Raw genomic sequence first — 21436 nt, forward strand, 5'->3', positions numbered from 1 at the left:
GGGTTATTGCTTGTTGACCCTGACGTTCCACAAGATGGGACCAATCAGGTCGTCATACCCCTGCACGGTGTTTTTGACGGCGATAATGTCGGGCTGGGTATGTCCCAGCACAATCACCGGCAAATATTGCCAGGTCAGCGCATGCAGCTTGTCAACCAGCGGCCTGGCGGCTTTCAGCGACGGGGCCTGTTTGATCTGATCCAACACCCCGTCGATATCCGGACTGTTGGACCAGCCCGGAAAATGCGCACGGGAATCAAGAAACGGGTATTGATGCAATACCTGGCGCATGGAGAACTCCAGGGCGCACAGATCGAAATTCTTCGGATCCTGGCGCCGCTGCAACACGGTGGGCCAATCGTAAACGTCCAGCCGGGAGTTGATGCCGATCTGCTTGAGCACCTGCTGGGCGACTATCGCCAGATTATAAAGCTCCGCATACTCCTTGGTGGCGATAATGACCACCTCCTGGCCGTGGTAGCCGGACTCCTTGACCAGTGCCCTGGCTTCGTCCAGCTTATGCTGATTGTAAAAGGGTTTCCCCGCCTCGCTGTACCAATCCACCTGCTGCGGGAACCCCAAGGAGGAGTCGGCGCTGAAGAACTGCGGGTCGCTGTAGCCGGCCACCAGTACGCTGTTGACATCCAATGCCAGATTAAAGGCCCGGCGCAGTTTGATATCGGCGAACGGACCGGTTTGCTTGTTGAACAGGTAGGTGATTAACGAGCCGCCGGACGCCGGGGCATACAGATGAATACCCGGCGCGTGTTTCAACTGATCGATATTGTCTTTCGGCAGATTGAATACCAGATCGTATTCGCCGGTCAGCGCGCCGGCCAGCCGGGTGGATTCATCGGTGATGTAACGGAAATAAATATCTTTTACATAGGCGTTTTTCTTACCGGACAATCCGCTGGCCGGCTCTTGCCGCGGGATATAGCCGTCGAACCGGGTAAGATGGAGATATTCCCCCTGCTTAAACTCCGCCAGGCGGTAAGGGCCGGTACCGATAAGCTCAGTGACGGGCTGTTTGTCGCCCTGGGCCCGATCGATAATGCTTTTCGGCATGATGGCCGCAATATTTTTTACGTCCGCCAGGATATTCAGCGTAATCAGCGACGGCGTTTTCAAGGTCAGGCTAACGGTATAGGCATCAAGCTTATCGAACCGCGCCCCCGGTAAGTTGGCCTTGCCTTGGGTGGATACCGCCAGCCAGCGATTCATCGACGCCACCACATCATCGGCGGTAAGGGACTGGCCGTTATGGAAAACCAGGCCTTTGCGCAGGTTGAACGTGTAGGTAAGGTTATCCGGGCTGACGCGGTAGCTCTCCACCAACTCCGGCACCGGCTGGAACTTGTCGTTGATGACGAACAGCTCTTCGAAAATATTCCGATCCACATCCGAAGTGGCATTATTGGTGGTGAGATAGGGATCAAGGGTTCCCGGCCGGTTGCCGTAGGCGATGTTCAGAACGGCGTCATGGTCGGTCTGCGCCGCCGCCCCGGCCGCGCCGCCGGCCAGGGGTAGCAGCAGGCCGAGCAGCAGGGCGGCGGCGAACGGCGCTTTATTCATTAAACGACTCCTGGGGAGTAGAGGAACGGACCGATTCCGTGTCCGGCCGCCCGCCGGCGAATTCCCGCCGGACCTGCTGCAGCAGCGCTGCGTCGGTTAATAATCTATAGCCGGCTTTCGCCAGTACCCGGGCGCCGGTGACCAGCGCCCGGTAACCCTGCTCGGAATCGGCGGCCTCGCGAAATTCAACCGTGTGGCCTATGAGGGAGTCCGGGCCGATTTTGATATAGGGATGTGCGGTGGGGACCGCGTGGCTGATATCGCCGGCATCGGTGGATCCTTTGCCCTCTTTGGGGGACAAATCCACCTGTTCCCCATGGGCGGTCAACAGATCCAGCAGCAGGCCGTTCAAGGCGTGGTTGATATTAAAATCCCGCGGACCCACCTGGTGTTCGATTTCCAGCCGGGCGCCGGTGGCCAGCGCGGCGCCTTCCGCGATAGCCCGGATCCGGGGTTCCAGGGCGATGACTTCGTCGCGGGTATTGGCGCGGATGTAATAATGTGCCGACGCGTATTCCGGAATCACATTCGGCGCCTGGCCGCCGTTGGTAATAATGCCGTGGACCCGCACCCCGTCGGGCAGCTGTTGGCGCAGCGCGCTGATGCCGTTATACAGCAATACCACGGCATCCAGGGCATTGATGCCCAGATGGGGAGCGCTGCCGGCATGAGACGGTTTGCCGTAGAAATGGAAATACAGATGATTATTGGCAAGGGACGGGCCGGACAGCCGGGTGCGACCGGCGGGATGGATCATCAGCGCCGCGTCGACATTGCGTAAAAAACCGTGCTCCACAAAGCGGGCCTTGACGTTGCCATTCAGCCCGCCCGGGCCTTTCAAACCGCCTTCTTCCGCCGGCGTGCCCAGCACGACGATTTTGCCGCCGGTGTGTGGCAGGGTTTGTGCCACGGCGATGGCGGCGGCCACGCTGCTGACGCCGATGATGTTGTGTCCGCAGGCATGGCCGATATCGATCAGGGCATCATATTCCGCCAGATAGGCGATGGTGGGCCCGGGTCGCCCGCTGTCTTTTACCGCGTAAAAAGCGGTTTCATGGCCGGCTACATTGGATGTTACCTCAAAGTCCGCCTGTTCCAGCAGCTCGGTCAGCACTTTATTGGCATAATATTCATTATTGCCGGTTTCCGGATGTCCGTGAATATCCTTGCTGACGGCGATATAGTGCTGCCGATGGCGTTCAATGGCGTCGTCTATTAATTGAAGGTTGTTGTCCGTGCTCATCTTTACCCTCGCTACCGCAAAAGTCTATGGAAATGAATAAGCCAAACGGCTCGCAAACAGATAAAAAACCAATCCCATCGTCGAATGAACGCTGAATTTTTCCGGCAGAATACGCAGGATCTTTTACTGTCCGGGAACATGGTCAGAACCATACACTAAAAGGGTTACCGGTTTAAAATGCAAAAAACGCATAATATAAGCTGTTTATCAACCTATCGCGTTCGCCAGGAAAATCCTGATTTTTCGGTTTTCAGTCAGCTGGATAATATGCGGTGTTGTGGCTTTGACGTTTATAATGATTATTTTGTTATAATTAAGATGAAAATATAAAAATAATCAATATCAGAATGTTATGACATATTTGGTTATTTAATAGCCCATTTTAAGAACAAGGAATAGCCTTTGCAAGCACAGGTCTGTCATTAATTTAGGCAATTTATGGCTGTTTTATAATCAAAATAACGTAAGGGTAAAATTCAACTTAATATATCCATATTTTGGCTAAGGGCGAATTATTTCCATCCCCTATACTGGTCGCTCTAACTTATATTAATAAGGCTATACCCGTCATACTTCAAGTTGCAAATGTGTTGGCTTCCTACAACTCGAATTATTTAGGGTATAAATTTCGCCAGAATAAAAGGGTCATTATGCGTAAAATAGTCAGCCTGTTGCTGGGCGCGGGAAGCGTGCTGATGTCTTTATCCGCTGCCTATGGGGCGGCGGTGCCGGATGAGGTGAGAATTGCCTATAGCGGCGGCTCTCAGGTGCTGCTATTAGCCAAGGTGGATGGTTCGCTGGAAAAAACGCTGGGCACCAAGGTGAAATGGGTTCAATTCGCCACCGGCGCCGATGCGCTGAATTATTTCGCCAGCGATGCCATTGATATCGCCAATTTTGGTTCCAGCCCGGCGGTGGCCGGTATCGTTCGCAAGCTGCCCATCGAGATCGTCGGCGTGTCGGGGGTGATTTCCACCTATGAACGTTTGATCGGCAAGAATGGCATCAACCAATTGAACGATATCGAAGGCAAGCGGGTGGCTTATCCCCCTAACTCCACCTCCCAGTATGCGCTGGAGGCGGCCATTGCCGTCCATAAACTGGATCGGTCCAAGATTACACTGATCCCGCTGCGGCCGGCGGACATGGTGGCGGCCTGGCAACGCGGCGATATCGACGCCGGTTATGTCTGGGCGCCGTTTGCCCAACAGCTGGAAGCCGACGGCGGCCATCAGGTTTTCGCCACCCGGGATCTGCAAAAAGACGGCTATCTGATTTACAACAACTATGTGGTCCGTAAAGCGTTCGCCCAGCAATATCCGCAAGTCGTGGCCGATTTCCTCAAGGTTCATCAGCAAAAAGTGGATGAGTTCCGCCGCGATCCGGAGCGGGCGGCCGCCATCGTAGCGAAAGAGGTCGGCGCGCCGGTCTCCACCGCCACCAATACCCTGGCCGGTCTGGAATACCCTTCCCTGGCGGAGCAGGGCACCGCCGCCTGGCTGGGCAACGGCCAGGATACCGATAATAGCGGCATCGGCCAGGCAGTGAGCAAAACCGCGCACTTTCTGGAAGGTACCGGTGATGTAAGGCAACGGGATATCCCGGCCACGTGGAAAGATGCCATCGATTCCCGTTTTGTCCGGCAGGCGGCGGGAAAGTGATGGGTTTATGAAATCTGTACATCATGTCGCCATCAGCGTGACCTCGGTGGCGGCGTTTTTCCTGCTCTGGCAAGTGGCCGGGCAGCGCCACTGGATCGATCCTTTATTACTGCCGCCCTTGTCCGATATCGCGGAAACGACGGTTGAGCTGCTTCATGACGGCTATCGCCAGGTGCCGCTCTGGCAGCATGTGGCGGTGAGCCTGGCCAGGGCGCTCAGCGCGTTTATCACCGCCGTCGCGGTGGGCGTGCCGCTGGGTTTGCTGATGGGGCTTTCGGAACCGGTGGCCGCCATACTGAATCCGTTTGTGCAATTTTTACGTCCGCTGCCGAAAATCGCCCTGATCCCGCTGGCGGTGGTTTGGCTTGGGATCGGCGAGTCGTCCAAATTCTTCCTGATTTTCATCGCCACCTTTCTCAGCGTGGTGGTGGGGGCCACCGCCGCCGTGGCCCGGGTCGGCCGGACGCGCATTCGGGTTGCGCAAACTCTTGGGGCGTCGCGCCGCCAGATCTTCTGGCGGGTGGTGCTGCCCGACACGTTACCGGAGCTGTTTACCGCCGTGCGCCTGTCCATCGGCGTCGGCTGGACATCGCTGATAGCCGCCGAAATGGTGGCGGCCACCTCCGGTCTCGGCTGGATGGTGATTAACGCCAGCGCCTACCTGCGTACCGACATAGTTATGCTGGGTATTCTGCTGCTGGGGATAATCGGCTATTTATTGGATTTATTGCTGGTGGGGCTGCAGAAATGGCTGGTGCCCTGGGCGGGGAGGGACGTATGACGGCTAATCAGTATCCGCTGTTACGGACGGGGAAGCACCCATGACCGACTATATCGACGTCGAGCGCGTCACTCTGCGTTTTACGGAAAAGCAGCGGCAATTGACCGTGCTGGAAGATGTTTCGCTATCTCTGGCGCGCGGGGAGTTTGTGGTACTGCTGGGACCGTCGGGCTGCGGCAAGTCCACCATCCTGAATATGATTGCCGGCTTCACCCGCCCGCAGCAGGGCCGGATTTTGTGCGATGGGCGCGCTTTCAGCGGGCCGCACCCCAGCCGCGGCATGATTTTTCAACAGCCCAATCTCTTTCCCTGGCTGTCGGTGCTGGATAATGTCACCTTCGGCCTGCGGATGCAGGGGCAAAGCAAAACCGAGGCCGATAAGCGCGCTTTGACCTGGCTCAAGCGGGTGGGGCTGGAAGGCTTTGAGCGGCATGCCCCCTGGCAGCTTTCGGGGGGCATGAAACAGCGGGTCGCCATGGCCCGTGCCTGGCTGCCGGATCCGGCGGTATTGCTGTTGGATGAGCCGTTCGGCGCGCTGGATGCGCAAACCCGCATGATGATGCAGGAGCTGCTGCGCAGCGCCTGGCGGCAGACCGGCACCACGATTTTATTTGTTACCCACGACGTGGAAGAGGCGCTGTTCCTGGCGGATCGGATCCTGATTATGTCGGCGCGGCCGGGTAAAATCGTTGAGGAGGTCAGGCCGCCGTTCGGACCTGAACGGGATATCGAGGCCCTGGCCCAGGCGCCGGGCTACAGCGAAATCAAGCGACAGGTTCTGCACCGGGTGCGCACAGAAGCGCGGCGCCAGCAGTTAGCCAACGGCTGATGTTTATCATAAAAGATAGACCGGGGTTTATTGACAAAACGCCCGGCTGAGACAGGATGCCAGCTTTCGGCTGCTTTCTGATGATTTCGGCCGCTAAAGGGGCTTGGGCGCCCCCAGCCTGGTCGCCAGGGCGGACAGGCCGTAGCAAAGCAGATAATAAATCACGCCGACAAAAACGAAGATTTCGGTGGGATAAATCTGCTCCCGGTTATTCACCTGTCCGGCGACGGTGGTGAGTTCCGGCACATTGACGATAAATGCCAGCGAGGTGTCCTTGATCAGGGCCACCATCAGGCCTATATAGGACGGCATCAGGTTGGGCATGGCCTGGGGCAGCAGGATAAAGCGCAGGATTTGCCATTCGCTGAAGCCCGACGAAATGCCCGCTTCCGTTTGCCCCGCCGCCAGGGCGTTAAGTCCGGCCAGGGTGGTATGCATCACCGCCGCCGAGGTGAACCAGCCCAGGGCCAGGATCACCGTCAGCGGGCCGGGTATCGAGCCGCCGAACAGGATAGGCAGCAGGAAAAACATCCAGAAGATGACAAAAATCAGCGGGATGCCGCGGATAAACTCGGCCCAGATAAATAATATCCGCCGGGTCCAGCCCTTGTAACGCCAGGCCACGCATGCCAGGGCGACGCCCACCCCCCAGGCCAGCACCCCGGCGCCCAGCGCCATGAGAAGCGTCAGCAGTACGCCCCCCGGCTGGCCGTCGGCGAGCCGCCCCCATAGCAGATAGGTCAGGTTGTTGCCGATTACGTCCACATTAAACGTCATGCCGTCAATCCTTTGTCGGGTTATCCATGGTCGCCGCGATTAAGGGCAGCGGCCGCCGTCCGTCCCGGCGTTTCGGGCCGAGCCATAGCAGCAGGGAGCCCATGACGATGCCCAGCAGCAGGTAAAGCCCGGTGCCCACGGCGAAGCCTTCCAGCGCATGGGCGTTATAACTTTCGACTTGGCTGATTTGGTAGGTGAGTTCGGCAAAACCTATGCCGCTGGCCAGGGAGGAGAGTTTCATCAGATTCAGATATTGCCCGATAAGCGGCTGCCAGGCGTTAACCAGACCTTGAGGCAGCAGCACGTAAGTCAATAGCTGCCATTGGCTGAAACCCTGGGATATCGCCGCCTCCGTCTGTCCCGCCGGCACCGAATTCAGCCCGGCCTGCACCTCTTCAATCAGAAACGCCGCGGTGAACAGGCCCAATCCCCAGGTGGCGCAGAGGAATTCCGGCGTGAGCCAGGGAATGTTCATGGGCAGTACCGCCCAGGGATGGGTATCGCCGATATAGAACCGCCACTCCTGCGGCAGTGCTCCCCAGGCGGCAAAATACCAGAACAGCAGCTGCACCAGCAGCGGGGTATTACGGAATATCGAGACATACACCGCCACCAGGCCGCGGCCGAGCCGGCCGGGTGTCAGCCGCAGCGCCAGCATCAGCAGGGTAAGGAACGTCGACAGGATGCAGCCCGCCAGGGTGACATAAAGGGTGGTCATAAAGCCGGAAACGATCCAGGCCAGCGGCTGGCCGCTCAGGACGCCGGCCCAATCCGCATGCCAGCTCATCAGACATCCTCCACGCGGGCATGCAGCGGATTCAGAACCTTTTGCAAAAAGCGCTGCGCCCGCGGATGCTGCGGCGCGGTAAAAAAGCGTTCCGGGTCAGCCTGCTCCAGGATGGCGCCGCCGTCCATAAACACCACCCGATCGGCGATTTCCCGGGCAAAGCTCATCTCATGGGTCACCACAATCATGGTGATGCCGCTGTGGGCCAGTTCCTGCATCACCTGCAGCACTTCGCCGATCATTTCCGGGTCCAGCGCCGAGGTGGGTTCGTCAAACAGGATAAGGCTGGGGTCGGTAACCAGCGCGCGGGCGATGGCCACCCGCTGCTGCTGGCCGCCGGACAGTTGGGCGGGATAATGCCCGGCTTTATCGGCCAGGCCCACCCGTTGGAGCAGCAGCGCGGCCTTTTGGCGGGCTTTCTCATTCGGCCAGCCGTGGACCCGGGTTAATGCCAGACTGACGTTTTCCAGCGCGCTGAGGTGGGCATAAAGATTGAATTGCTGAAATACAAAACCGATGTGGGTACGCAGCCGGCGTAACGCTTTTCCTTTCAGGCGGGAGGTGGGTTGTCCGTCAACGAGAATTTCCCCGCCGCTGAGGACTTCCAACTGGTTAATCAGCCGTATCAGGGTGGATTTTCCCGAACCCGAAGGTCCGCAAATAGCCACCACCTCGCCGCTGGCCACGCTGAAATCCACCTTATGGATAACCTGATGGGGACCGAAATATTTATCCACCCGGCGAAATTCCACCGCGGCGGAGGACGGTGCTGAGATATCCGCCGCATCCGCGGCGGATAAAGGTTTATGGTGCGGCAATAGCATGGATCCAGCCTGTTTATTTCGCGGTGATTTTGAACAAACGCGGCTGCGGTGATTTGGTCTGCGGACCGAACCAGGTATTGTAAATCGATACCGCCTGTCCGTTGGCTTCCAGCTTGAGCAATTCGTTATTGACGAAGGTCAGCAGGGTGGTTTCGCCTTTTTTCACGCCGACGCCGATTTCCTCTTTACTGAGCAGTTCCGGCAGCACTTTGTATTTAGCCTTGTCCGGCGCGCCGTCCAGCAAACCGGTCAGGATAGTGCTGTCCTGGGTAATGGCCTGGACGTTGCCGTTGCGCAATGCCGACAGCGCCAGGGGAATATCGTCATAGGAGAGTACGCGGGCGTTCGGGAAACGGTTATGCAGCTCCTGTTCGCCGGTGGTGCCTTTCACCGCGCCGATACGGGCGTTGGCATAATCGTCCAGCTTGTCAGAGGAGGCGGCCGGCACCAGGAATTGCTGGCCGGTGACAAAATAAGGAATGGAAAAATCAATGACCTTGGCCCGTTCAGGCGTAATGGTGATGTCCGCCACGATAATATCGGCCTTGCCGGACTGCAATAACGGAATACGGTTGGCGGGATTAGTGGGCACCAATTGCAGTTTCACGCCGAGGGATTTGGCCAGGGCATTGGCGAAATCCACGTCATAACCGACGATATCATGGGTCTTGGCGTCAACGGAGCCGAACGGCGGGTTGGAATCAAAGGTTGCCACCCTGATAACGCCGGCCTTCTTGATATCCGACAGCTGATCGGCGTGGGCGGCAAAAGACGCAACGCCTCCCAATGCCAACAGGGTAAGTACCGCCAAGGCGGAAGGACGATTAACGGAAGAATGCGCCATAAGTTTTTCCTTGAGATATTTGCTGAATAATTGAGCTGCTTCAGTGGGTTATTGGCTGAGGACGGCTTTTAGGAATGGAATATTACACAGCGCCCTCTAATACACCACGTATAAAAAAGCATATCTTTATCACCGCCAAGCATAAGTAAAACTTATGACCGGTTTATTTTGGCGCGGTCACAACTTTTTGCTGTAAAAACAAGGGACGGGCAATTTAGACAGACGTGGGAATTCCTCCGGTACACCTGAAAATAATGCACTGCCGGCCAACGGGGTCAGGAGGAAATATAAATAATGTATTCAATCAATTTAAATTTTAATTATTCAATCGCGATTGATAATTATTTTGGTTGTTTACTTTATGTTTAATTAATATGACCCTCATGACAATTAAACGTTAACGGCTGATTAAGCGTCTTTTGTGCGTATCAATGCTGAAATCGTTCCTTTGGTTTGGCGACCCGCACCGTAAAATTACATCACGATTTTGTTTTAGCGGGGCGGAAAATGAGCGTATTAACGCCGGTAGTGGACCATGTAGTGATCAATGTCGCGGATGATTTGGATAACGCGGCGCAGGTTTACCAAGTCCTTGGATTTCAACTGACGCCGCGTGGATATCATTCCCTGGGCACCAGCAACCATCTGGCGATTTTTGGCGAGAATTACCTGGAATTGCTCGGTCACAAGGGAGGATATACCGGCAGGCAAGGCAACGGCTGGCCGGCGCAGCCCGGCCTAAGCGGACTGGTCTGGAAAACCGGCGGCGCGGACGCCGATGAGATATACCGGCATCTGCAGCGGGTGGGATTGGCCGGCGCCGAGCCGGAATACTTCTATCGTCCGGTGACGTTGCCGGACGATAGCCAAGGGGAAGCACGGTTTCGCACCGTGCGTCTGGCCCCGGAACGCATCAATAACGGCCGCAGCTTCTTTTGCCAGCATTTGACCCCTGAACTGGTGTGGCAGGCGCCCTGGCGAGCGCATCCCAACGGCGTGACGGACATCATCGGCGTAGCCATCGCCGCCCAGGATCCATTTCTCATCGCCGATGTGTATAGCCGGTTATTCGACGGGAACGCCCCGCTTCACTCCGATGGGGCGGGAGGATACTGGCTTTGCGCCGGGAAAACCACGCTGTCGTTCGTCACTCCCCTCAGGGCGCGGGATATATACGGCCCGGCGGCCCGCGGGGATAACGGCGCCGAACGCATGGTGGCGCTGGAGCTGGCCGTGTCGTCGCTGGCGCATACCGAAAAGTATTTCCGGCGGGCAAGTCTGGCCTACCGGACCGAAGGACAACAGCGGCGGTTGTTCATTCCCGCCGGGGAGGCGTTTAATGTTGCCCTTGCGTTCCGGGAGGAGTAATTTTTGGGCCGGTCTTGTGCAGGCCGGCCTGCGGATGCTGGCAAAACGCACGGCGCCACCCTCCGGGACCGCCGGACGGGTGGTGCGGCGCTATCGTCTCTCCCGCGAGGCATCGCTGGTGCCGTTTGACGGCTGCGGCGGATTTATCCCGCTCTCAGATGGAGTAGAGCATACCTATTTTCTTGAGGTAAGCCTGGACGGCCGGCTTTACCTGCTGGAGACCGATGAGCGACGGTACGAACTGGCGGCGGTGGGCGACAGCATATCGCCGCGGGAAGTCTCTGCCCGGCGTTCCCCCAGATAGGCTCGGCGGACGCGTTCGTCGCCGGCCAGGTCGGCGGCGGCGCCGCTCAGTGAGATGCGTCCCCCCTCCACCACATAGGCCCGATCTGAAATCTTCAGCGCGGCGCGGGCGTTTTGCTCCACCAGCAGGATGGCGATGCCCTGGCGGCGTATGTGCTGCAATAACTCAAAAATCTGCTGCACCAGACGAGGGGCCAGGCCCAGGGAGGGCTCATCCAGCAGCAGAATGCGCGGGCGCCCCATCAGCGCCCGGCCGATACACAGCATCTGCTGTTCGCCGCCGGAAAGTGAGCCGGCCTTCTGTTTCAATCGCTCTTTCAGCAACGGAAACAGGGACAGTACCCGCTCCCGTTCGCGGGAATGTTTTCCCTGCTGTATACCGCCGAGGATCAGGTTCTCCTCCACCGTCATGGTGGGGAAAATCTGCCGTCCTTCCGGCGCCTGGGCCAGGCCGAGCCGGACAATGGCGTGAGCCGGCAGGCGGTGAATCGGCTGTCCGTCCAGGATAATCGAGCCTTTTGCCGGATGATAGATCCCCGACAGGGTGCGCATCAGCGTGGTTTTTCCCACCCCGTTGGCCCCTAATACGCAGACAATCTCCCCTTTATCCACCCGCAGCGAGATATCCCGCAGGATGGACAATCCCCCCAGCTTCACTTCGATGTGGTCCAGCGTTAATAAACTCATGCCGCCTCTTCACCCCCCAGATAGACATCCTGCACCGCCCGGTTGTCCAGAATTTCCGCCGGCGTGCCCTGCGCCAGCAGCCGGCCCGCGGCCAGCACCAGCACCCGCTGACACAGATTCATCACCAGGTCGAGATCGTGCTCCACCAGCAGCAACGTCAGGCCCTGGCGGTTTAACCGCGCCAGGAACGCCGACAATTCACCGGTTTCTGTATCGTTAAGTCCCGCCGCCGGTTCGTCCAGGATCAACAACTGCGGATCAAAGGCCAGTCCACGGGCAATTTCCAGATATTTGCGTTTTCCATAGGAGAGATTAGCGGCCAGCTCGTTGGCATAGGGCAGCAGACCGGTTTGCTCCAGCGCCCGCCAGGTGGCCTCTCCCACCTCTTTGGCCCTGGGGGCGCGGTGCAGCAGGGTATCCAGCAGGCCATAACGGTAGCGGCCGATGGCGCCGACGCTGACGTTGTCAAACACCGTCAGATTAGGGAATACCCGCAGATTCTGAAAGGTACGGGTGATGCCCAGCCGGGCGATGCGGTGCACCGGCGCATTGGTGATTACCTTCCGGCGCCAGCGGATCTCGCCGCTGCTGGGCGCTGTAAAGCCGGTAATCAGATTAAACAGGGTGGTTTTTCCCGCCCCGTTGGGGCCGATAAGCCCCACCAGCTCGCCTTCGGCAAGGGTGAAACTGACGTCTTCCACCGCCGTCAGTCCGCCGAAACGGCGGGTTACGCCCGCCAGGCTCAGCAGGGACTCTTCAGCCAAAGCCTCCTGGCCGGGGGACGCAATAACATTTAAACGGGGTCCGTTCATTTCCATCCCTCCCGCAATCCCCACCAGCCGCGCACCAGCTTCAGCGCCGCCGCTTCGGGCCATAATCCTTTCGGCCGGAACAGGATGGTGAGAAACAGGATAAGCCCGACGGTGAACATACGGTAATCGCCGATGGGGCGCAGCACCTCCGGCAGGGCGATTAACAGTATGGCGCCGATGATGGCCCCAGGCAGACTGCCCAGCCCGCCAACCACTACCATGGCCAGAATCAGTACCGACTGATCGAATTTAAACGAATCCGGCGCGATATATCCGGTGGTGTGGGCCCAGAGCGCGCCGGCGATGCCGGCAAAAAAATAGCTCACCAGCAGCACCTGGCTTTTCAGGCGAAACGGCGACAAACCCAGCGCCTGGATGCACTGATCGTCCTCCCGCAGGGCGCGCAGGGCGTTGCCGTAATAAGAGTGCATGACCCGGTGAATGAGATAGAGACACGCCAGGGTGATGGCCAGGGTTTCCCAGAAGATGGCGCCCTGGCCGCCGCCGCCGAGGGTAGGAATATCGGTAATACCCATGGGGCCGCGGGTCAAATCCACCCAGTTCAGCAGCGTGACATAAATGATTTCGCCGATGCCGAGCGTGGCGACGGCAAAGTAGATACTCACCAGCCGCAGGGTGGGCAGGGTCACCAGAAAGCCGATCAGCGAAGCCGCGGCGCCGGCCAGCGGCAGCGCAAGCCATGCCCCGAGACCGCACTGCGTGCTCAGCAGGGCGCTGGCATAGGCTCCCAGGCCGTAGATCGCGCCGTGCCCCAGGGACATCAGCCCGCTGACGCCGGTCAAAAGATTGGCGCTGGCGGCCAGCAGGATAAAAATCAGCGCGGTGGTGGCGACCCGCCAGGCGTAGCCGGAATCGGCATAGGCCAACGCGGGCAAAGGCAGCAACAGCATCAGGTAGCTGTATTTATTAAAAGCGTTCATGTCCGCCTCCGTATCGTCTCAGACCCGTTCACGCCGGCCTCCGAAGATGCCGTTGGGGAAGAACAGCAGCGTTAACAGCAGCAGGCCATAGCTGATGAGATCCGCCCAGCCCTGAGGGATATATTCGGTGGCGATGGATTCGCTCAGCCCGAGGATCAGGGCACAAACGATCGCGCCGGGAATGGAGTTCAGTCCCCCCATCACCATGGCGACAAACGCCTTGATGCCGGCGCCGAAACCCATGGCCGGAAAAATATTGCCGGTATAGAGTCCCACCAGGAAGCCGGATACCGCGCCAAGAGCCGCGCCGAGCATAAAGGTCAGGACAATGGTGCGCTGGATATCGATGCCCACATGCAGCGCCCCGGTGAGATTGCTGGCCACGGCCCGTACCGATAGGCCGCTGCGGGTATAAAACAAAAACCATTGCAGCGCCAGCAGCATGGCCAGGGCGAAGCCGAAGATCACGAACTGCCCGCTGGCGAAGGTCAGCGGACCCAGCGTAATCGGGGCCATCAGCAAATATTGCTGCGGGATGGTTTGCATATTGGAACCGAACAGGTTGGAGACCAGTTCCCGTACCACGATGGAAATCGCCAGGGAAGAGAGCAGGGTAGCCTCGCGGATGGCCTTTGATTTCAGCGAAGCTTCGTCGGCGAACCGCCGCAGCGGCCGAAAGGCGATGCGCTCCAACAGCACGCCGCTCATCAGTCCCACCGCCACCACCAGCAGCAATACCGCGAAAAGCGGCGGGGCAAAAGCCTGGATAACCAGTAAACCGGCGAAAGCCCCCAGCATGTACAGTTCGCCGTGGGCGAAGTTCACCACGTTCAGCACGCCGAAAATCAGCGTAAACCCGATGGCCATCAGGGCATAGACCAGCCCCTGGGATAAGCCGTTAATCACCTGCTGGAAGAAAAAAGCATCAAACATACCGCAAACCCTCGAAGCTCTGGCCCGGCGCCGCACCGTTGCGCCGGGTCGGCCGGTTATGCTTTGGTGGAGGCTACCGGGACGAATTGACCGTTCTGCACCACCAGCCGGGTCTGGCTCTTGGTAGGTTCGCGCGTCACCGGATCAAAGGTGGTGATACCTGTCACGCCGGGGAAATCCTTGGTGGCCGCCAGCGCATCGCGCACGCTTTGGCGGGTGGCGCCGGCGCCGCCGCCCTTCACAATGGCGTCCAGCAGGATATTGGTGGCGTCATAGGCCTGCGCCGCGAATTGGTTCGGTTCGGTGTGGTACAGGGCGCGGTACTGTTCCACATAGTGCTTGACGTTCGGCACCTGGCTGTTGAGATCGAAGGAGGTCGGCAGGCGCAGCCCCTCGGCGGCCGGGCCGGCCAGTTGAATCAGCTTCTGTTCGTCCAGTGAACTGGCCCCGAACAGCGGCGCTTTCACGCCTAACTGACGGATCTGCTGCAAAAACGCCGCGCCGTCCTCATAGAATTGGGCAAGGTAAATCACATCGGGTTTTTGGCGGGCAATCTTGGTGATGATGGCGCGAAAATCCCGGGTGCCGGGGTTGAAAAACTCCGTGGTGACCACTTGGCCCCCGTCGGCGATAAAGCCATGGGCAAATTCCTGCGCGGCGGACTGGCCCCAGTCGTTCTGGATGGCGACGATGGCGGCGCGTTTGGCTCCGGTATCATGCACCCAGTTGGCGGTATAGGGCCCTTCATAGGCCATGGTGGTGATATTACGGAACTGCCAGGGGCTGATTTTCACGAAATCGGGATGGGATGCGGTTTGCGACAGCTGCGGCACGTGGGTTTCGGCATAGACCTTGCCGGCGGCAATGGATACCGTGGAGCTGAAATCGCCGATCACCCCGACAATGGTCTGATCGTCAGAGAATTTACGGGCGATGTTCACCCCTTCTTTGGCATCGCCTTTGCTGTCCTCGAACTTCACCTCCACCCGCACGCCGGGCAGGCGGTGCGACTGGTTGAATTCCGCCACCGCCTGGTTGGCGGAGTTACGGAATAGCGTACCGTACTGGGCATATTCGCCGGTCAGCGGCGCCTGATAGCCGATGGAGACGACCTTGTCGGCGGCGGCGGCCCAGCCGGAAACCAGCGCCAGCGTCAGCAGTGCGGCCCGGCCGCCGTGCAACCAAACTTTATTCATTTTGCAGTTCCTAATTGAATGGTACGTTTCACCGACGCCAGTACGCTGCGTTGCAAACCGGCGGCGAAATCGCTGTTATTAAGCTCATACAGACCGTGCATACCCACGCCCGCCGGCGAGTTGTTGATATCCAGCAACTGGCGCGGATGCAGGCCGCTTTGTTTCAACATTGCGGCGGCGCCCACCAGGTTTTCCAGCACCACTTCCGTCGCCTGCGCCCGCGGCAAGCCCGCCAAAACGCCCGCATCGGTGAGGGATTCCACAAAGTAATAAATGTAATTGGGACCGGCCACGCCAAAACCGGTAAAGACATCAATGAGGGATTCCGGCAGATAAAGAATCTTGCCGAAACTCTGTAAAAACGGCTCTACTTGGGAGGCGGCCACATGTCCGTTGAGGGTAACGCCGCTATAACCGTAGCCGGTATCGGTAAGGGTATTGGGGATCACGCGCGCGATGGGGCGTTCCGGCCCCAGCAACGCGGCGAGACGCTGCAGGGTGACGCCCGCCACGATGGATATGACAATGGCCTGCGGCGAGGCCTGCCGGCGGATATTTTCCGTGACGGCGTTGATATCGTCCTGCGGCCGGACGGCAATGACGATAAGCTCGGCGTCCGTCGGCGCCGCGGTTTCCTGCACATGGTATTGTCCGATAAGCCGCGTGACGCGCTGCGGATCAATATCCGTTATGGCTATCTCATCGCCGGTAAATGCGCCGCTGCCAATCGCCGCACGAATAATAGCCTCGGCCATTTGTCCCGCGCCGATAAAATGAATCTTGGCCATGTCACCCTCTGATAATAACGATTGTTGATGCCGGTATTAGCGCATCCATTAAAGATCAAACAGGAGGTTCGGCTAACAGATTATTTTCGCTAAGCATTGCTATTAACGTTATTAATAGAAAACTAAAAAAAATTGTTTTTATATAATCGACTGTTTTAACTCGATAATGATTTTTAAAAGATATCTGCTATAACTATTCCATAACATAACAAACCTGAATACGACTCCTGCTCTCTATTTATTAATGGTCATAATTTAAATAATGAATAAAAATCGCGCGGTAATTTTTCACCAAATGTTAAAATGATGGGTTATATAATAATTTAATATGACCGTTGTTAAATGTTACGATATTAAATGACGTTTTTGCAAAAATCAGGTTACTTTATGATGTGATAAATTAATAATAGCTTATGATGTTGCTGATTAACGGCTTATGCCCGCCGTGCTATACATACAGCGCTTCATTGCAGTGTCATTACCGGACGGCCTTATATGCGTCGCGCCGGCCAGCGTAACAACAGGAGCCACAATGCAAGATAACGCCTTTGCCTTTATGCCTTACCCCCCGGCGGACGTCCCCCATGCCCCCGCCGGACCGCTGGCCGGATATACCTTTGCCGTCAAGGATCTGTTCGATGTGGCCGGCTACCCCACCGGCGGCGGCAGCCCGCATATCCTGGCCATGTCCGGCATCAAAACCCGCACCGCCCCCGCGGTGCAGCGTCTTTTGGATGCCGGCGCCGAATTGACGGGCAAAACCCATACCAATGAACTGGCCTACTCCATGACCGGTAAAAACATTCATTACGGCACCCCGCGCAACGGCGCCGCGCCAAACCGGATCCCCGGCGGCTCCTCTTCCGGCTCGGCGTCGGCGGTATCCAACGGCCTGTGCGACTTCGCCCTGGGTACCGATACCGGCGGATCGGTACGGACTCCAGCCAGCTATTGCGGTTTGTTCGGCCTGCGTCCGAGCCACGGCCGCGTCTCCCTGGAAAATTGCCAGGAGCTAAGCCGCAGCATGGACACCGCCGGCTATTTCACCCGCGACGCCCTGCTGTTCGAACGGGTAGGGCATTGCCTGCTGGGTGACGATCCGGCGCCGCTGCCGGCGGAACCCTCTCTTACGGTGAGCGAGGAGCTGTTCTCCCTGCTTTCGGTACCGGTCAGGCAGGCGCTGCAGCCGGCTTTGGAGAAGATTGCCGCCGGCGTCGGGACGCCGGCCCTGCTGGGCGGCGCGCTGCCGGACCTGGCCGAAGCCTACTGGGCTTTCCGCCATATCCAGGGATATGAAGCCTGGCGGGCCCAGGGCGACAATATCAGCCGGCACGGCTTTGCCTTGGGTCCCGACGTGGCGTCGCGCTTTGCCTGGGCCGCCACGGTGACCGAGGATCAGTACCGCCACGCCTGCAATGCGCGTGACCTGCTGCGCGGCGCCTGGCAAAAGCTGCTTGGCGATCGGGTACTGGTGCTGCCGACCCTGCCGGATATCGCGCCCCTGGTGACCGCCGGCGAGGAAGAAATCGAGCTGACCCGCCGCCTGTCCCAGCAGTTGCTGGCCATTTCGGTGATTTGCGGCACCCCGCAGGTGACGCTGCCGCTGGCGCACAAGGACGGTGCACCGCTTGGTATTTCACTGCTGGGACCCCGCGGCAGCGATCTCAGCCTGGTGCGGCTGGCGGCGCGCATCGCCACCCATTGAGACGGGCCGGAGCGCCTCATGGCCCGCCATCACCGAACCTGCACCGAGCGTGTTAAAGCGAGCCCATGTTAAAGGAAAAACCTGCCGGATGTCTGTCCGGCGGACTGATATTTTTGTAGCGCGGAAAATAGGTATTATATTCAGCCACTCCCGCCGCAAGAGGTAGAATAGCCGTGTCGGCGAAAATAAACGACTATACTGAAATGCGCTCTTTCATTAAGGGCCGCGTAAAAAAGAATCGTTTTTTTGTCATCTCCCGTTCAATTCCATGACTGGTCGCGCAAACAATTTCTATGCAGTCGGTATAATAAGGTAACGCTATTTTAGAATGTACTGATTTATATTCCATTATCCTGTATCGTCTATTTGGCGACATATTAGAGGGTAACTTAATTACGCCGGTGATAAAAGTTGATATTGATCAAAATCATTATAGTTAATTCGGGCCCTGGCCAGAATAAAGGAGCAAAACATGCGGTCTAAAATGAGGCTCTCGAGTCAAAATCTGACTGAATTGCTAAAGGGACCGCAATTTGACGGTTTTTTAGATAACTTTCGCCGCAAGAGCTTTCAGAAAGGGAACATGATCAGCATGCCCGGCGGCGGCGGCAATGACGTGCTGATCGTCTCGTCCGGCCGGCTGCGGGTTTTCCTGTCCTACGAAGGCCGCGAGTTCACCCTCTGTTTCCTTGAGGAAGGAGACATTTTCAGCACCCACACCAGGGCTTTTATCGAAGCGGCAAAAGACTCCGTTATATTATTATCCACTGCCCAGGCTTTTCGCCAACAGCTTGTTGAACACCCTGAAATAACGTTATTAATGACCGGTATATTAGGCGAGGTATTGGGCAGTTCCTGGGATGTTATTGAAGGATTGATTTTTCATGACGCTAAATCACGTTTGACGGCATTTATCGTTTCACTCGGTCGCGAGCGTGGAGTGGGCACAGCTGACGGCATTGAATTTGAATGTGATTTAACCATGGAAGATATTTCACTGATCATTGGCGCGACCCGCCAAACCACTTCATCTTTATTCAATATGTTAATTAAAGATGGGGATTTATGTCGGACTGTAAAAAATAAATTTGTCATCAATGATATTGAGGCCCTGGCCTCAAGACTGTCCGTCTACAAGAAATAAGCATGGTACGCCGCACCCTTGAGCGGTGTAAACCGGCATAATGCCAATGCGGGCGCGCGTTAAAGGGAGACCGCGGCAAGGGACCGCAGCGTTCCCGCCCGGCCGGAGGGGATCAGCGCTCGGTGCAGGAAACGCAGGGATCGATGCTGTTAACGATCAGCGCCACATCGGCAATGGTATTGCCCTGCATCATCACATGCAGCGCATCCCAGTTGGGATAGCTGGGCACCCGCCATTTCATCCGTTCGGGCATATCGGTACCGTTGGTGCGCAGGTAATAGATCAATTCGCCGCGCGGGGCTTCGGTTTTGGCAATGGCTTCGCCGGCCGGGATATCCGGCAAACCGCTAATGGCGATGGGGCCGTCCGGCAACTTGGCCAGGCACTGCCGGATAAGGGACAGCGCCATACGCACTTCGTCCAGACGGACCATGGCGCGGGACCAGACATCGCCGTCCGGCTGGGTCTGGATGGCGAAATCCAGCCGATCGTACATGGCGTAGGGCGAGTTCCTGCGCACGTCGTAAGCCACTCCGGATCCGCGCGCCACCGGTCCTATCAGGCCGAATTCCAGCGCATCCTCCCTGGGCAGCACGCCCACGCCCCGGGTGCGGGTCAGGATTGAATGATTGGTGGCGTAAATGCCGCGGATCTCTTCCACCGCCGGCTGCACTTCATCCAGGCGGGTCAGCAGGTAGGCGATGCGTTCGGCATCCAGATTGTACTTTACCCCGCCGATGCAGTTGGCGCCGAGATCCATCCGGTTGCCGTAGAGGGTTTCCTTGATGTCCTGCACTATCTCGCGGGTTTCCAGCACATGCATAAACAGCGATGTAAAACCGATGATATGGGCCATGATGCCGACGTTGAACAGGTTCGATGCCACCCGTTTGATCTCGTCGGCAATCATCCGCAGATACTGGCCCCGCTCCGGCACCTCCACCCCGGCGATATCCTCCAGCGCCATGCAAAACGTGGTGGGATGGCTGTTGGAGCATAACGAGCATATGCGTTCGGTAAGGGTGATGTTCTGATAGAAATTGCGTTTCATCACCAAATACTCCACCCCGCGGTGCACATGTCCAGCGGAGATATGCAGACCTTTGATGGTTTCCCCTTCCAGGTCGAGCTTGAAGTACATCGGCTCTTCCAGCGCCACGTGCAGCGGGCCCACCGGTACCTGATATCGGGTCATTTTTTTTCTCCACGTTGGCTCATGATTTTTTCCCACAGGGACTTGGTGCTGGCGGCATTGACCATTTCGGAAAACGGAATGAATTTCTGCAGCACGGCCGGATCGATATCGTCATCCAGAAATAGCCGGGTTGGATTGGGATGTCCCACCACGTTCAGATCGTAGAGTTCCATAAATTCCCTTTCGTTCCAATTGGCATTGCGAAAGAGCGGGGTGATGGAGGGGATGTCCCGCTCGCCGGCCGGCAGGTGCACCGTCAGGGTCAGGGTGTCGCCGTCGATATCAAAGTGGTAGGCGATCTCATGGACATCCGACGGCTGCGGGCTGGCGTGCTGATAGGCGGTTATGGTGCTCAGCCGGCTGCCGGCCTGTTTAATCAGGGCGACGGCGGGCAGCAGCAGCGCCGGCGATGACAGGGTGCACCAGGCGGTGACAACGCCCTTGGCGTTGATATGGATATCATAGGTAAAGGGAGCGTCCAGCGTCTCGGTAAACAGCGACTGGATGCGTTTGATTTTCTCAATCATAGTCCTGCTCCGGGAGTATTCAAACGTGAGGCGGAAAGGCCGCGGCGGCAGTCGGGACACAGCCGGCTCAGTTCCGTCAGGGCGGCGGAGTTGCCGCCATAGACCTTCTCCAGCAGCGCATCGCTGGGGGGAATAAAGCGTTCGCCGCAGCAGGCGCAGGCCAGGTAGGCCACGGTGCCTTGCTCAATCATGCGGTACTTGTCCTCCTGCTTGTGCGCCAAGTGCCAATCCTCCGTCAGATGGATGGCGCGGGGGATGCAGTAATGTTCACACAGGCCGCAAAACGTGCAGCTGTTGTGCCAGAGGGTGAATTGCAGGCCTTCAGGACTTTCATCAAAACGAATGGCGCCGCCGGCACACACATGCTCACACATCCGGCAGCCGGAACACTTCGATTCATCAAAGGCAATTCGGCCGCGCAGCCCTTTGGGGGTGAAGGTTTCGCCGAAGGGGAACGGGTCCGTGGACGGGCCCTTGAGCAGATTGCGAAACAGGATCCTGATAAAGTTCATCGTG

At 57.7% G+C, this 21436-nt stretch carries 22 protein-coding genes; 7 read left to right on the forward strand and 15 right to left on the reverse strand.

The window, feature by feature from the left end; all coding sequences use genetic code 11:
* Positions 1–3 precede the first annotated feature (3 nt).
* Positions 4–1575 (reverse strand): ABC transporter substrate-binding protein, encoded by a 1572-nt coding sequence (locus tag ACL2XO_RS10555; RefSeq protein ID WP_413723872.1) that lies wholly within the window; start codon positions 1573–1575, stop codon positions 4–6.
* A complete protein-coding gene (locus tag ACL2XO_RS10560) occupies positions 1568–2818 on the reverse strand; it encodes a M20 family metallopeptidase (RefSeq protein ID WP_413723873.1) in 1251 nt (416 codons plus the stop codon). The genes ACL2XO_RS10555 and ACL2XO_RS10560 overlap by 8 nt, the downstream gene beginning before the upstream one ends.
* Before the next feature lie 650 nt (positions 2819–3468).
* On the opposite strand from ACL2XO_RS10560, the gene ACL2XO_RS10565 reads away from it, so the two are divergent.
* Genes ACL2XO_RS10565 through ACL2XO_RS10575 form a run of 3 tightly spaced genes read left to right on the forward strand, consistent with a single transcriptional unit; the run spans position 3469 to position 6089 of the window.
* The gene (locus ACL2XO_RS10565) at positions 3469–4479 is read left to right on the forward strand and encodes a glycine betaine ABC transporter substrate-binding protein (RefSeq protein ID WP_413723874.1); all 1011 of its coding nucleotides are present in this window, start codon (positions 3469–3471) and stop codon (positions 4477–4479) included.
* Between the two features lie 7 nt (positions 4480–4486).
* Positions 4487–5260, forward strand: a complete 774-nt coding sequence (locus tag ACL2XO_RS10570; RefSeq protein ID WP_203522102.1) for an ABC transporter permease — start codon at positions 4487–4489, stop codon at positions 5258–5260.
* A gap of 40 nt (positions 5261–5300) precedes the next feature.
* Positions 5301–6089 (forward strand): ABC transporter ATP-binding protein, encoded by a 789-nt coding sequence (locus ACL2XO_RS10575; RefSeq protein WP_203522101.1) that lies wholly within the window; start codon positions 5301–5303, stop codon positions 6087–6089.
* A 93-nt stretch (positions 6090–6182) separates the two neighbouring features.
* Here the strand turns inward: ACL2XO_RS10575 and ACL2XO_RS10580 are convergent, their stop codons facing one another.
* From ACL2XO_RS10580 to ACL2XO_RS10595, 4 genes are read right to left on the reverse strand one after another with little or no spacing between them, the layout of a single operon-like run.
* Entirely contained in the window at positions 6183–6866 is a 684-nt protein-coding gene (locus ACL2XO_RS10580; RefSeq protein WP_132922434.1) for an amino acid ABC transporter permease, read from the reverse strand.
* Positions 6867–6870: 4 nt separating this feature from the next.
* A complete protein-coding gene (locus tag ACL2XO_RS10585; protein ID WP_413723875.1) occupies positions 6871–7653 on the reverse strand; it encodes an amino acid ABC transporter permease in 783 nt (260 codons plus the stop codon).
* Entirely contained in the window at positions 7653–8477 is an 825-nt protein-coding gene (locus tag ACL2XO_RS10590; RefSeq protein ID WP_413723876.1) for an amino acid ABC transporter ATP-binding protein, read from the reverse strand. The genes ACL2XO_RS10585 and ACL2XO_RS10590 overlap by 1 nt, the downstream gene beginning before the upstream one ends.
* 13 nt (positions 8478–8490) lie before the next feature.
* Positions 8491–9321, reverse strand: coding sequence for an ABC transporter substrate-binding protein (locus ACL2XO_RS10595; RefSeq protein ID WP_132922431.1), 831 nt, complete (start codon positions 9319–9321; stop codon positions 8491–8493).
* A 507-nt stretch (positions 9322–9828) separates the two neighbouring features.
* On the opposite strand from ACL2XO_RS10595, the gene ACL2XO_RS10600 reads away from it, so the two are divergent.
* Together ACL2XO_RS10600 and ACL2XO_RS10605 are read left to right on the forward strand one after the other, a co-directional pair.
* Positions 9829–10689 carry a VOC family protein gene (locus tag ACL2XO_RS10600; protein ID WP_413723877.1) on the forward strand — a complete coding sequence of 287 codons (861 nt, stop codon included), beginning with the start codon at positions 9829–9831 and terminating at the stop codon, positions 10687–10689.
* A complete protein-coding gene (locus ACL2XO_RS10605; RefSeq protein WP_413723878.1) occupies positions 10661–10993 on the forward strand; it encodes a hypothetical protein in 333 nt (110 codons plus the stop codon). Before ACL2XO_RS10600 ends, ACL2XO_RS10605 begins: the two co-directional genes overlap by 29 nt.
* Here ACL2XO_RS10605 and ACL2XO_RS10610 read toward each other — a convergent pair.
* Genes ACL2XO_RS10610 through ACL2XO_RS10635 form a run of 6 tightly spaced genes read right to left on the reverse strand, consistent with a single transcriptional unit; the run spans position 10897 to position 16349 of the window.
* Positions 10897–11679 (reverse strand): ABC transporter ATP-binding protein, encoded by a 783-nt coding sequence (locus ACL2XO_RS10610; protein WP_413723879.1) that lies wholly within the window; start codon positions 11677–11679, stop codon positions 10897–10899. The two genes, ACL2XO_RS10605 and ACL2XO_RS10610, sit on opposite strands and share 97 nt — an antisense overlap.
* The gene (locus tag ACL2XO_RS10615; RefSeq protein WP_413742655.1) at positions 11676–12491 is read right to left on the reverse strand and encodes an ABC transporter ATP-binding protein; all 816 of its coding nucleotides are present in this window, start codon (positions 12489–12491) and stop codon (positions 11676–11678) included. The genes ACL2XO_RS10610 and ACL2XO_RS10615 overlap by 4 nt, the downstream gene beginning before the upstream one ends.
* Complete coding sequence (locus tag ACL2XO_RS10620) at positions 12488–13432, reverse strand: branched-chain amino acid ABC transporter permease (protein WP_203522094.1); 945 nt, start codon at positions 13430–13432, stop codon at positions 12488–12490. Before ACL2XO_RS10620 ends, ACL2XO_RS10615 begins: the two co-directional genes overlap by 4 nt.
* Positions 13433–13450: 18 nt before the next feature.
* Positions 13451–14365, reverse strand: coding sequence for a branched-chain amino acid ABC transporter permease (locus ACL2XO_RS10625; protein ID WP_413723881.1), 915 nt, complete (start codon positions 14363–14365; stop codon positions 13451–13453).
* 56 nt (positions 14366–14421) lie between these two features.
* Positions 14422–15561, reverse strand: a complete 1140-nt coding sequence (locus ACL2XO_RS10630) for an ABC transporter substrate-binding protein (protein ID WP_413742656.1) — start codon at positions 15559–15561, stop codon at positions 14422–14424.
* On the reverse strand, positions 15558–16349 hold the full coding sequence (locus tag ACL2XO_RS10635; protein ID WP_413742657.1) for a pyrroline-5-carboxylate reductase family protein: 792 nt from the start codon (positions 16347–16349) through the stop codon (positions 15558–15560). The genes ACL2XO_RS10630 and ACL2XO_RS10635 overlap by 4 nt, the downstream gene beginning before the upstream one ends.
* Before the next feature lie 532 nt (positions 16350–16881).
* On the opposite strand from ACL2XO_RS10635, the gene ACL2XO_RS10640 reads away from it, so the two are divergent.
* A complete protein-coding gene (locus tag ACL2XO_RS10640) occupies positions 16882–18054 on the forward strand; it encodes an amidase (RefSeq protein WP_413742658.1) in 1173 nt (390 codons plus the stop codon).
* A 472-nt stretch (positions 18055–18526) separates the two neighbouring features.
* Positions 18527–19198 (forward strand): Crp/Fnr family transcriptional regulator, encoded by a 672-nt coding sequence (locus ACL2XO_RS10645; RefSeq protein WP_413742659.1) that lies wholly within the window; start codon positions 18527–18529, stop codon positions 19196–19198.
* 112 nt (positions 19199–19310) lie between these two features.
* On the opposite strand, the gene ACL2XO_RS10650 is transcribed toward ACL2XO_RS10645, so the two are convergent.
* The 3 genes from ACL2XO_RS10650 to ACL2XO_RS10660 are packed head-to-tail and all read right to left on the reverse strand — an operon-like array spanning position 19311 to position 21432.
* Positions 19311–20393 carry a nickel-dependent hydrogenase large subunit gene (locus tag ACL2XO_RS10650; RefSeq protein ID WP_203522088.1) on the reverse strand — a complete coding sequence of 361 codons (1083 nt, stop codon included), beginning with the start codon at positions 20391–20393 and terminating at the stop codon, positions 19311–19313.
* On the reverse strand, positions 20390–20920 hold the full coding sequence (locus ACL2XO_RS10655) for an NADH-quinone oxidoreductase subunit C (protein WP_132922420.1): 531 nt from the start codon (positions 20918–20920) through the stop codon (positions 20390–20392). The genes ACL2XO_RS10650 and ACL2XO_RS10655 overlap by 4 nt, the downstream gene beginning before the upstream one ends.
* Entirely contained in the window at positions 20917–21432 is a 516-nt protein-coding gene (locus ACL2XO_RS10660; protein ID WP_413742660.1) for a 4Fe-4S dicluster domain-containing protein, read from the reverse strand. Before ACL2XO_RS10660 ends, ACL2XO_RS10655 begins: the two co-directional genes overlap by 4 nt.
* Between the last annotated feature and the right edge of the window lie 4 nt (positions 21433–21436).

The organism is Sodalis sp. RH15, assembly GCF_047324255.1.
Classification (GTDB): domain Bacteria; phylum Pseudomonadota; class Gammaproteobacteria; order Enterobacterales; family Enterobacteriaceae; genus Acerihabitans; species Acerihabitans ligni.

Coding starts and splice junctions, on each gene's coding strand:
- ACL2XO_RS10555 (WP_413723872.1), bottom strand. CDS start 1,575: ATGAATAAAGCGCCGTTCGCCGCCGCCCTGCTGCTCGGCCTGCTGCTA.
- ACL2XO_RS10645 (WP_413742659.1), top strand. CDS start 18,527: ATGCGGTCTAAAATGAGGCTCTCGAGTCAAAATCTGACTGAATTGCTA.
- ACL2XO_RS10660 (WP_413742660.1), bottom strand. CDS start 21,432: ATGAACTTTATCAGGATCCTGTTTCGCAATCTGCTCAAGGGCCCGTCC.
- ACL2XO_RS10560 (WP_413723873.1), bottom strand. CDS start 2,818: ATGAGCACGGACAACAACCTTCAATTAATAGACGACGCCATTGAACGC.
- ACL2XO_RS10635 (WP_413742657.1), bottom strand. CDS start 16,349: ATGGCCAAGATTCATTTTATCGGCGCGGGACAAATGGCCGAGGCTATT.
- ACL2XO_RS10575 (WP_203522101.1), top strand. CDS start 5,301: ATGACCGACTATATCGACGTCGAGCGCGTCACTCTGCGTTTTACGGAA.
- ACL2XO_RS10615 (WP_413742655.1), bottom strand. CDS start 12,491: ATGAACGGACCCCGTTTAAATGTTATTGCGTCCCCCGGCCAGGAGGCT.
- ACL2XO_RS10570 (WP_203522102.1), top strand. CDS start 4,487: ATGAAATCTGTACATCATGTCGCCATCAGCGTGACCTCGGTGGCGGCG.
- ACL2XO_RS10590 (WP_413723876.1), bottom strand. CDS start 8,477: ATGCTATTGCCGCACCATAAACCTTTATCCGCCGCGGATGCGGCGGAT.
- ACL2XO_RS10565 (WP_413723874.1), top strand. CDS start 3,469: ATGCGTAAAATAGTCAGCCTGTTGCTGGGCGCGGGAAGCGTGCTGATG.
- ACL2XO_RS10610 (WP_413723879.1), bottom strand. CDS start 11,679: ATGAGTTTATTAACGCTGGACCACATCGAAGTGAAGCTGGGGGGATTG.
- ACL2XO_RS10600 (WP_413723877.1), top strand. CDS start 9,829: ATGAGCGTATTAACGCCGGTAGTGGACCATGTAGTGATCAATGTCGCG.
- ACL2XO_RS10650 (WP_203522088.1), bottom strand. CDS start 20,393: ATGACCCGATATCAGGTACCGGTGGGCCCGCTGCACGTGGCGCTGGAA.
- ACL2XO_RS10580 (WP_132922434.1), bottom strand. CDS start 6,866: ATGACGTTTAATGTGGACGTAATCGGCAACAACCTGACCTATCTGCTA.
- ACL2XO_RS10625 (WP_413723881.1), bottom strand. CDS start 14,365: ATGTTTGATGCTTTTTTCTTCCAGCAGGTGATTAACGGCTTATCCCAG.
- ACL2XO_RS10605 (WP_413723878.1), top strand. CDS start 10,661: ATGTTGCCCTTGCGTTCCGGGAGGAGTAATTTTTGGGCCGGTCTTGTG.
- ACL2XO_RS10640 (WP_413742658.1), top strand. CDS start 16,882: ATGCAAGATAACGCCTTTGCCTTTATGCCTTACCCCCCGGCGGACGTC.
- ACL2XO_RS10630 (WP_413742656.1), bottom strand. CDS start 15,561: ATGAATAAAGTTTGGTTGCACGGCGGCCGGGCCGCACTGCTGACGCTG.
- ACL2XO_RS10620 (WP_203522094.1), bottom strand. CDS start 13,432: ATGAACGCTTTTAATAAATACAGCTACCTGATGCTGTTGCTGCCTTTG.
- ACL2XO_RS10585 (WP_413723875.1), bottom strand. CDS start 7,653: ATGAGCTGGCATGCGGATTGGGCCGGCGTCCTGAGCGGCCAGCCGCTG.
- ACL2XO_RS10595 (WP_132922431.1), bottom strand. CDS start 9,321: ATGGCGCATTCTTCCGTTAATCGTCCTTCCGCCTTGGCGGTACTTACC.
- ACL2XO_RS10655 (WP_132922420.1), bottom strand. CDS start 20,920: ATGATTGAGAAAATCAAACGCATCCAGTCGCTGTTTACCGAGACGCTG.